At 55.8% G+C, this 9,192-nt stretch carries 4 protein-coding genes; all 4 read right to left on the reverse strand.

Translation table 11 applies throughout. The features are described 5' to 3' along the window. Positions 1-47: 47 nt before the first annotated feature. Positions 48-2,705 (reverse strand): DEAD/DEAH box helicase, encoded by a 2,658-nt coding sequence (locus tag C493_RS06960; RefSeq protein WP_007258716.1) that lies wholly within the window; start codon positions 2,703-2,705, stop codon positions 48-50. 2 nt (positions 2,706-2,707) lie between these two features. Continuing rightward, positions 2,708-4,165, reverse strand: a complete 1,458-nt coding sequence (locus C493_RS06965; protein WP_007258717.1) for a ribonuclease H-like domain-containing protein — start codon at positions 4,163-4,165, stop codon at positions 2,708-2,710. Between the two features lie 252 nt (positions 4,166-4,417). Next, complete coding sequence (locus C493_RS06970) at positions 4,418-6,895, reverse strand: DEAD/DEAH box helicase (protein WP_049889197.1); 2,478 nt, start codon at positions 6,893-6,895, stop codon at positions 4,418-4,420. Positions 6,896-6,926: 31 nt separating this feature from the next. Next, positions 6,927-9,074 (reverse strand): hypothetical protein, encoded by a 2,148-nt coding sequence (locus tag C493_RS06975; RefSeq protein ID WP_007258719.1) that lies wholly within the window; start codon positions 9,072-9,074, stop codon positions 6,927-6,929. Positions 9,075-9,192: the final 118 nt, after the last annotated feature.

Raw genomic sequence — 9,192 nt, forward strand, 5'->3', positions numbered from 1 at the left:
ACGAAGTCACCGAAGATACTGATTCTCAACGAGGTTCTGAGATATTCTTATGAGATTGAGGCAGGCGGTCGCTGTTCTTCGACAGGGGTCACTTCGCTACCCGTCTCTGGGAGGTGTTCGTTGAGGTCACCCTCCTCCTGATCACCGAGCAGATGCTCGAGGACGTCCGCAGCTGCAGGAGAGTACAGCGGGCGGTTGTCGTTTCCGCAGCGGTCGTCCATCGTGCAGGCAGGACACCCTTCGTCACGGCCGCACGAACAATCAACAATGAGGTCGTGGGCACGCCGGGCGACATCTTCGAAGTGTTCGTAAATCGAACGTGAGAACCCGAGACCGCCCTCGATACCGTCGTAGATGAACCATCCACTCTTGTCGGGATTGCCAGGAAGCCGATTCGTTGCGAGGCCACCGATGTCACCGCCATCGACTTTCAGCTCAAGTGGCGATACGGCAATCATCGCGTGTTCGACGGCGTGAATCCCACCGAGGTACCCGTGAAGCCGCGGTGGGAGGTTGATGCATTCAGGATTGTGGTACTCCGAGTGCTTGTTGAGCATCGCCCGTTCGATGTCGTTGGGAGTCTCGGCCCAACACAGCTGGGTTCGCATTTCTAACGGGGGCACACCAGTTTCATTGCCCAGCTCGAGTACGTCCCCGCTTCCGATTTCTCGCTTGAGGTACGTGCTATAGTGGACAGATACCGTTCCATACCCCCAGTTGAGCGTGAACGGTCCGACCTCGCGTGAGTCCTCGACGACCGTGTCGTAAATGTTGACCTGGCCTTGGGACTGTGTGTAATAGCTCACATTCGCTTTCTCGAGCGAGATGTACGGCTGTGGGATGTCCTCTCGGAGTTCGACGACCTGATACTGCTCGCCCTGGTGGAGAACAGTTGCACCTTCGTGGTAGTCTCTGTAGGCCCGGTCACGGCCGATCGGTTGGTGATCAATCGATCCATCGCCAGCTAGTCGGACGTCGAAGGNTGCACCTTCGTGGTAGTCTCTGTAGGCCCGGTCACGGCCGATCGGTTGGTGATCAATCGATCCATCGCCAGCTAGTCGGACGTCGAAGGTGTTTCCGCCGGAGGAGTACAGGCTGATCGCATCCTGTGGGCGGTCGCGATGGGCGTACATCACACCGCTATCGAGCGATCCTTCGAGGTCGCCCTTACGTCGGCCGTATTCCACGGCACGTTCCAGTCGTTCCTCGCCTCCGAAATCCTCTGCATCATCGCGTGTGAGGGGTAGTTCCTGCGCGGCGCAGTTGAGTTGCTGGAGGTACACGGGATTGTTGTCGAGGTCAACGACGGCGCTCTCGTGATCTTCTTCGAGGACGTACTCCGGGTGCTGGAGAATGTACTGGTCGAGCGTGGAGTGGCTCGGGACGAACACAGAGAGCGCATCTCGCGTTCCTCTGCCCGATCGACCGATTCGTTGCCAGAACGACTGGCGCGACCCCGGATAGCCCATGAGGACAGTCCCATCGACGCCGCCGATATTGATACCGACTTCCAGGGCACTCGTCGTCGAGACGCCGTCGAGGTGTCCTTCCTTGAGTTGGTACTCCGTCCCCCGACGGGACTGTTTGCCGTGTCCGGCATGGTAGGATGCGAGGTCCGGTCTTCCCTGATATCGGTTCTCCGGGTCGCTGATGAACCGCTTCGCACGGTTGACAGACAGTTCGGTGAGCTTCCGCGAGTCACAGAACAGGAGCGACTGAACGTTCTTCTGGCACATATGCGCCCACACTTCTGGGGCTTCGACCGTCGCAGGACGCTTCGAAAGCGCCGGAGAGTCAATGTCGTCAGTGAGACCGTCGTCACCACTCATCGGGGGGTCCCAGAACACGAGGTGACGGATGCCTCGCGGTGATCCGTCTTCGTCGACGACTGCCGCGGGCTCACCAGTGAGTGCGAGAGCGTGTTCTGTGGGATTGCCGATCGTCGCCGTCGTGAGAACGTACTGCGGATCGCCGCCGTAGTAATCGATGATCCGTTGGGCGCGTCGGAGGATCCAGGCGACGTGCATCCCGCCGAGGCCAGTCCACATGTGAGCTTCGTCGATAACCACTAGCGAGCAGTTCGAGTGGAAGTCTGCCCACAGGTGGTGACTCTCCAGATACTGATTCAGCCCGACGAAGTTCGTGATTACGACGTTGCACTCATCGCGGATGCGAGACTTTTCCTCGCTCTTCGTGTCACCGTCGTAGACGCCGACACTGATCTCCAGTCCAAGCGTGTTACGAAGGAACTCGTTGAGTTCTTGCTCCTGGTCGCGACTGAGCGCCTTCGTCGGATAGACGATAAGCGACCGCGTCTCCGGGTCCTCAAGGTATTGACGAGCGATGTGAAGACCGTAGACCAGCGTCTTCCCCGAGGATGTACTGGTCGCTACACACACGTTGTCACCGCGGTCGAGTACCTGGAGAGCCTCTGCTTGGTGGCTCCACGGGTCGAATTCGAGGTTTCGAGCGATCTTGGGCGGAAGCACGTCCCCTGCTGGAACAGTCTCTTCCTCACGAGCGGGAATATCGAAGTTCTCGTGAACCTGCCCGAAGTAGCGGTTATTCGGGTAGGTACTCTCGAGCTCCTCGCCAGTGAGTTGGAGGATGTCCGTCTCGATATCGATGTCACCGTTGTTGGTGTTGTCCTCCGGGTTGGTCGTGAGGTCTGTCTGGCTGTGGTCGGTATCGTGGTCGTCGTGCATTGTTAGAAGTCCATGAGTCCGGTCTGTGTGGTGTTTTCATCAGCAGGAACGCTGGCACGCTTGTGGCCGGGCGTCGCCTCAGCAATCGATTCGTAGACTGCAGCCAGCTCACGGACGTCTGCCTCACAGTATGCCCGTGCAGTGTCCCAGTCTACGTCTCGAGCGCCCTCTGGAGATACGAGAAGCCGCTGGATGGTCTTCGCCAGTGATTTCCCATCCACGGCGGCAGCAGCCGAGTCGCGCCCATGCCCGAGAGCCTCAGCGACGTCTTCAACCCGGTTCGTCCGACCGGGGAGGATGGCGTTGTCTTTTCGCACGGCCCAGTCGAACAGGTCGTACTCGAACACGGAGTCCGACCAGTAGTCTGCGTACTCCGGTGCGTGTCCTCGGATGAATCGGCTGAGGTGTTTGAAGTCGAAGTTGTGGCCGTTCCACGCGATGAGGGACGTGCGATCGTACTCGCTGGCTAGCCACGCAACAAACTCTCGAGTGGCTTTCCCTGGGTTGTCTCGTGACGGTTCCGTATCGATGAAGTCCACGTACTCGTCTGTTTCAGGGTCGTAGACTCCGATGAGCCAGATGATACTCGGGTTGAGGCTGTCAGTCTCGATATCAATGAATAGCGGACTGTAGTCTGCTGCGGGGACAGCTTCGTCTGTGAGACGGATCACGCATCCTTCGGACAACGCGTGGGCGCTCTGGCGGATGCTCTGCGCTTTCGACTCACCGATACCTCGAACCTCACGAAGATCGCGTTCCGTCGCGGCTGCGACGTCGTCACGCGTCTCATACCCATTCCGAGAGAGCTTCGGGGCGGTTCCCTTGCCCACACCCGAGAGCGCTCGGAGGCCGAATTTATCCGCCGGTGTCGTGGACAAAGCGATGCGGCCACCAGAATCAAGCGAAAGGCAGGCGAGTTCGGGTGCCCCTTGCCGACGGGTTGGAGCAAGCCCGCGGACGGGAAGGCGAATGCTCTCGTCGTCGACGTCGGCCTTCCACACGAAATCGTAACTGGCCTCCATGGCTCCGGTGAGGAACGTCGCTTCTCGGTCGGTTCGGTGTTGGAAGCGAGCGAGGTGTTTGAGGCCATCGAGCGAGACATCTAAAGAGACCGAGTCGGCGCTCGTCTGTATCTCATCACAAATGACGTAGTCGACGTCGTTTGGAATCTCCTGCCCGCTGGCGGTAGAGGCTCCACCAATGAAGTCGAGCGATCTGACGATGGACACGGTAATCCCGTCAACAGTCTCAGTGTGAACCGCGCTCCCCCGAGTGTAAATTACCGGACACGAGGCGGTACGCTCGACAGTGCTTACGATTCGCATATCCAACTTTTCTTCGACAATGTAGATGAGATCCGCATCGAAGTAATCGACGAGATCTTCGATGGCGGTCGTCGTAGCGTCTACTAGCGCATCACACCGGAGAGCAAGCAGACGTACTCCAAGGTCGCCCGCCATTTCTCAGTGGGTGGTTGTTCCCTGTCCCGGTTGGCTATCAGCAGGTTGTCCCTCGTTTCGCGTGTTGGTCATATACTCACTATCGTAACCCTCTGGCTTATACTTTCTGACTAGCAACTCTGCGATGTCCCTATCTTAGGAATTAGACGAATTCAAAAGTGGATCTACTGGGGTCCGTGGGAGCTACCAATTACTATGCTCTCACCGGCCAGTGGATCTATAGAGTACTGAAATGACTGAGTATAGTCTTCCCTATGGCTGAACAGGAACCTCTAACAGTTGCTTCAGAAGACGGATTGCGAGCCGCTTGTTTAGCGTCCGATTCGCATTCCCACATTGCGGCGAGTGAACGCACGATGGACACCCGTCTTCACAGGGACAGCTAGAGAGCATTTCCAACGTGCGCTCAAGCATTGTCTCCAGCTTACCGAACGCTTCTCGAGTAAGTCCTACTCCACCTGGATGACCATCGTGGACGAAAATCGTGCTCCATCCAGTGTGTGGATGATACTCGGTCGAGAGCCCACCGACGTCGCGACGAGCACAGAGAATCTCGAGTGGGAACAAAGAGATCAGTGCGTGCTCCAGAGCGTGAATACTCGCGAGAAATCCGTCCTCTTCCTCACTCGCAGCTTTGATGTCCTGCTCGATCTGCGGCGGAATTGTGAAATAGAGCCCACGGGTGCGAATTGTCCGTTCAGGAAGCGGCTCGTCGAAAGCCCGCTCGACGCCGTCCTCATCTGATGGGTGGTCATAGAGCATGTATCCCGTCACTTCTTCGGCGACGGTGAGATCCGCAAATCCAACAGAGACAGTCTCCTGTGAGGCGAGACCGCCCGTCTTGAACTCCTCTTCGATAGTAATTCGTTTCTCAGTGAGTGGACGGGTATACCCCATCGTGTTCACTGACTTCAGGAGCACACGGTCAGCATCGAATTCTGCCTCCGTCACACGATACGACTCTTTTTGATGATGATAGATTGCACCGGGGTGTGCATCACGAAGCGCATCGCCAAACGGTAGTGAGGTAAGTGTCCTATCACGCAGTCGATCATAAAGTTCGATTTGCCGATCATCGATAGAGCGGATGTCCATCGTGTGTTGCGGGCTGTCCTCTCCCATATACTTCCACCGGGGACCGGTTCGAGAACTAAATCGCTCTAATTGGTCCGCGTCATCAAGAGACGCAACAGTCGCCGGATATTCAGCGCCGAAGTAGGTGTCGTCACTGGTGCGCAGGAACAGCTCTTGAGCCGCACAGCAGACGTGATCGTCTAGTATTTGGGTGTTTGCGGGGTTGACTGCTGCTTGTTCAGGGTCGCCGTCGAACAGGAGATCCGGATTCGCCATACAGTACTGGTCTAACGGATTCGGGCTTGCTACGAGGACAACGAGGCTCGGATTCTCTCCACGTCCTGCCCGCCCCGCGCGCTGGAATGTGCTCATGCTCGTTCCTGGATGTCCGTCGAGAAGGACGACGTCAAGACTGCCGACGTCGATGCCGAGCTCGAGTGCATTCGTACTCCAGACACCTCGAATGGATCCATCGCGAAGCCCCGCCTCGATGGTGGTCCGACGCTCGTCCTGGAGTGCTGAGTGGTATGCAGTAACCTGGTCCGCTAGCTCATGTTCACCACGCTTTCGAAGCTTGCTATCGCACCAGTTTGCGTACTGCTCGGTTCCCTGTCTGGCCCGTGTGAAGACGAGCGTCTGATACCCTCGTTGAACAAGGTCACAGAACAACCGCACTGTTTCTGGGTGATGGGAACGGCGCTCTCCGCCGATAATCTCGTTGTGGTGGGATACTTCAACCGGGCCCGACGGTGGTTGGCTTGGTTCAGAATCACCCTCTGCTGTCGAGTCCGGTCCGTCAACCGTCACGGATTCTGTCCCTACTTCCTCTTCCTCCCTTAGCGGTGGATTCCAGAATACCCAGTGACGAGGGCCCGTCGCGCTGGCATCGTCGTCGATAAGCGAGAACTGAGTAGGAGGTTGTCCAGTGACCGCTGCTGCGTGCTCGACAGGATTCCCGATGGTAGCAGAACAACAGATGTACTGTGGAGTGGAATCATAGTACTCTGCCAACCGCGAGAGGCGACGGAACACTAAGGAGATGTGGCTTCCGAAGATCCCCCGGAACTCGTGTACTTCGTCGACGACAATCGTTTCAAGTTGCTGGAATAGCCACTTCCAATGTTTCGGCGATTTAGAATATGGGAGCAAACTTTTGTGAATCATATCAGGAGTAGTTAAGAGGACATCTGGTTGACGTGCCCAAACTTCGCGTTTCTCGGAGTCTGTCAATAACCCTGTGTATGTCGCTACATCGACGTTCTGATCACCCCGAAGGTCTGCGGTGATTTTAGAAATAGTATCCTTTTGGTCATTAATCAGAGCGTTCATCGGGGCAATATAGAGCGTTTTGCCGTGGTGATTAAGAGCGCGTTCGAGTGCTGGCACCGTATAGGCGAGACTCTTACCGCTAGCCGTCGGAGTAGCTAGTACGACGTGGTCTCCGTCCCGAACAGCTTCGATTGCGTCTGCTTGGTGTTGGAACGGTTCGTTGATATCGTGACAAGAAAGTGCACTCGCCAACCGGTGGTCAAGTTCGAGAGGTGATGTTTCGGCAGGGTCCCCTGGCGTTCGTTCTTGATGGACAATTTGGCCTTCGTAGTAGGGGCGATCTCTCAACCACTCGATTGTCTTCTCTACGAATAATTTTCGAGTCATGTGTGCGTGTGTTGTGATTATCTACTCCTAGCTACCGTGTCAGAAGGTTACGAGCGCGTGAGAGGTATCCTTCTCGTGGATCTTCTGTAGTTGTCTCACCAAGCCAGTCGAAGAACTCGTCCGGCGTTTTGATAATCAAATCGAGTCCTCGCTTTTCAATTCGAACTGTCATAGGAGGGTCGCGTTTGTACTCGTGGAGTTCGAAGTTCATCGATTCCGGGAAGGTCACCTGTAGCGTGTCACTGTCTTTAGCGATTTCGACGTCCTCTCGGTCGATGAGGTTTCGCCAGCGCTCTCTGCCAGTGTCATATGCTTGCTCAGCAGGTTCGGTGGGGAAGTAGTCCGGCAGCGGCCGATCGGCGTACTCATAGAGGTCCTGCATGGCCGCCCTCACTTCCCGAAGTGCGTCAGAGTCCGTTCCAAGTACGAGATCGCGGTTGAGGTACTCGTACCCAAACCACTGGAAAATCGGGTTCTCCGTGTCGATTAGACGGTTTACTTCAGCTTCACCCTGATGTGAGGTCATGAAATTCACATCGAATCGGAGGATCTTAGCACGGTTACGGAACCACTCTCCAGGGCGCTTATCGTTCGAGATGAAGGCAAACATCGGATAGGCCGTTTCGCCGGTCCATCCACTCCAATAGTTTCGAAGGGTATCCAGCGAGTTCACCTTCTGCTTGGTGATGTCGTCGACGACGACGGGGAACGACGTGTGTGCTGAACGCAAATTCCGTACTTTTCGCTTCCCAATTTCGTCTGCGTCGACGGGTGCTTCGACACGGTTTCCACTGATCAGCGACAGGGCAAATCGACAGAATGTCCCTTTTCCTCCGTTTGACTCGCCAAAGACGTAGAGGTACGGGAGAGCCTTGTCGAGGTTAATCCCGTGCTCACGGTAGAACGCGGCCTGTCGATTGGCGAACGGCGCCCAGAAGAACCAGAGTAGTGCTTCGTACATGTGGGCTTTGACCGCTGTTGGGTTGTTGGAATTCCCATAGTTGTCCACCGTCGCAAAGTAGTCCTCAATCTCGGCCAGCGCTTCGTCGACACGCTCTGGATTAGATGGGGGCTGCGTGACACGATAGACCGTGCCGTCATAGTGGAACTTGAGTTCGTCCTTGGACTCGTTCAGGTGCATTGTCGGGACATCGAACACCTGTTGCGCATACCGCTGGAACGCATCTGGGGTCGTCGTCAAGGTATCATTCGACACGGTCGCATCGAAGTCAGTCATCTGCGACAATGTGTCAACTGTCGACTCTTCGTACCCGCGTAGAGACAAGGTGATACGGTCCTGTGGCGCATCTTCTAAGTCTGGATCCTTCTCGCTAGATTCGCCTTCTGAATCGAGCTCTGCCTCCTCTGATTCCTGTTCTGCGGCGGTATCTGTACCTCCATCGAGTGCGAGATCCACTGTTTCAACTTCTGCATCGATATGGTCCGCCAGACGACCGTGAACCTCTCCCAGTTCGTCTTGTGTACCCACACGTCCTTCGGTGTACAGTTTGATTACCTCTTCTCGGTCATCGTCCGAGAGTTCGAGTTGTTCGGAGAGATCTTCCAGGAAGGGTCCGCCACTGTTGTATGAGTCTCGGTGATCGCGATAGAGTTCCTCGAATTCCCCGTAGAGCTTACTGTCCGTCATCGTATCATAGACGACGCCTACATTGGTCTGATTCGACCATGCATTTCGCGAGAGATTCGGAGAGCCAACGATGACTTTTGCTGGTGTACCGTCATCGGTGTCCTCGAGTTCGGATTCACCCGTAGCCTTTCCGCCGAGGGTCATCTGATCTTTATCACCGTCCTCATCCTCTCCTTCTAAGACAGAGCCGTCGTACTCGATGAGATACAGCTTGGAGTGGACCTCCTTGTTCTCACAGAGGTAGATTACGAGCTTGCCTTCACTCCTGAGTTGTTCAAGCCGATCTGCGAGATCCGGCTTGTCGATGAGGCGCTCTCGGTAGTCGGAGACGTCCCCAACGACCACCTCCAGGGACTCCAAGTCGTCGAGGTCTTCGAAGAGATCCAGAATAAACTCGGGGGAGTCACAATAGGTGACGACACGCATTCGTTTTGCGCCATCGAATACGTCGGAGAATGACCGCCAGCTCTTGAAAATCTCGACGTGGCTGTGATCACTGCTTCTAGTATCGAGGGGAACGTCGAACTTCATTGGATGCGGAATTGGGATTTTGTCATTTAGGCGTAATCTTGTTACTGTTCATTAGGACCACTTTCCGGACGATGATCGGAGCATTCGATCCACCCCCGCTGTGACCTCGGCTCTATCG

The organism is Natronolimnohabitans innermongolicus JCM 12255 (genome assembly GCF_000337215.1).
GTDB lineage: Archaea > Halobacteriota > Halobacteria > Halobacteriales > Natrialbaceae > Natronolimnohabitans > Natronolimnohabitans innermongolicus.

Coding starts and splice junctions, on each gene's coding strand:
- C493_RS06965 (WP_007258717.1), bottom strand. CDS start 4,165: ATGGCGGGCGACCTTGGAGTACGTCTGCTTGCTCTCCGGTGTGATGCG.
- C493_RS06970 (WP_049889197.1), bottom strand. CDS start 6,895: ATGACTCGAAAATTATTCGTAGAGAAGACAATCGAGTGGTTGAGAGAT.
- C493_RS06975 (WP_007258719.1), bottom strand. CDS start 9,074: ATGAAGTTCGACGTTCCCCTCGATACTAGAAGCAGTGATCACAGCCAC.